This is a genomic window from Aeromonas sp. QDB25, assembly GCF_027707725.1.
GTDB lineage: Bacteria > Pseudomonadota > Gammaproteobacteria > Enterobacterales > Aeromonadaceae > Aeromonas > Aeromonas caviae.
Genome location: NZ_JAPCIZ010000258.1, coordinates 1 through 507 on the forward strand (window position 1 = coordinate 1; position 507 = coordinate 507).

The 507-nt window shown below is 60.9% G+C and carries 1 pseudogene; it reads right to left on the minus strand.

From position 1 onward, the window contains the following. Window positions 1–507, minus strand: a pseudogene (locus PG883_RS23810) (IS481-like element ISAs19 family transposase); the annotation flags it as partial.

The window sequence follows — 507 nt, forward strand, 5'->3', positions numbered from 1 at the left end:
GTCCTCCCCTTGATACGGAAGTGTTCATCCAGCAGGGTGCGATGTAGCCGCTCGATAAAGCCGTTGCTCTGCGGCCTGCGTACCTTGGTGGTCCGGTGCTCAATCCCCTCCAGTTGCAGGAACAGCTCGTAGGGGTGATGGTCAGGGCGCCCGCAGAACTCGCGCCCGTTGTCCGACAGGATGGTATAGACCCGCGCCTCGTGAGCCTCGAAGAACGGCAGGACCGTTTCGTTGAGCACATGGACCGAGGTCACCGGCAGCTTGCTGGTGTAGAGCTGTCCCCAGGCGTGGCGGCTGTAGCAGTCCAGTACGGTTTGCAGATACACCTTGCCCACCCCCTTGAGTGCGCCGACGAAGAAGGTGTCGACCGCCACCAGTTCCCCGGTGTAGTGAACCTCAATTTGGCGTTCGCGAAACTCGGGGCTGAAGCGCTCGAGCAGGCGGATCTGCTCGTCATTGAGCTCAATCGTCTGTTCCCTGTGGGTTTTCTCGAGGCGCAACAAGCGG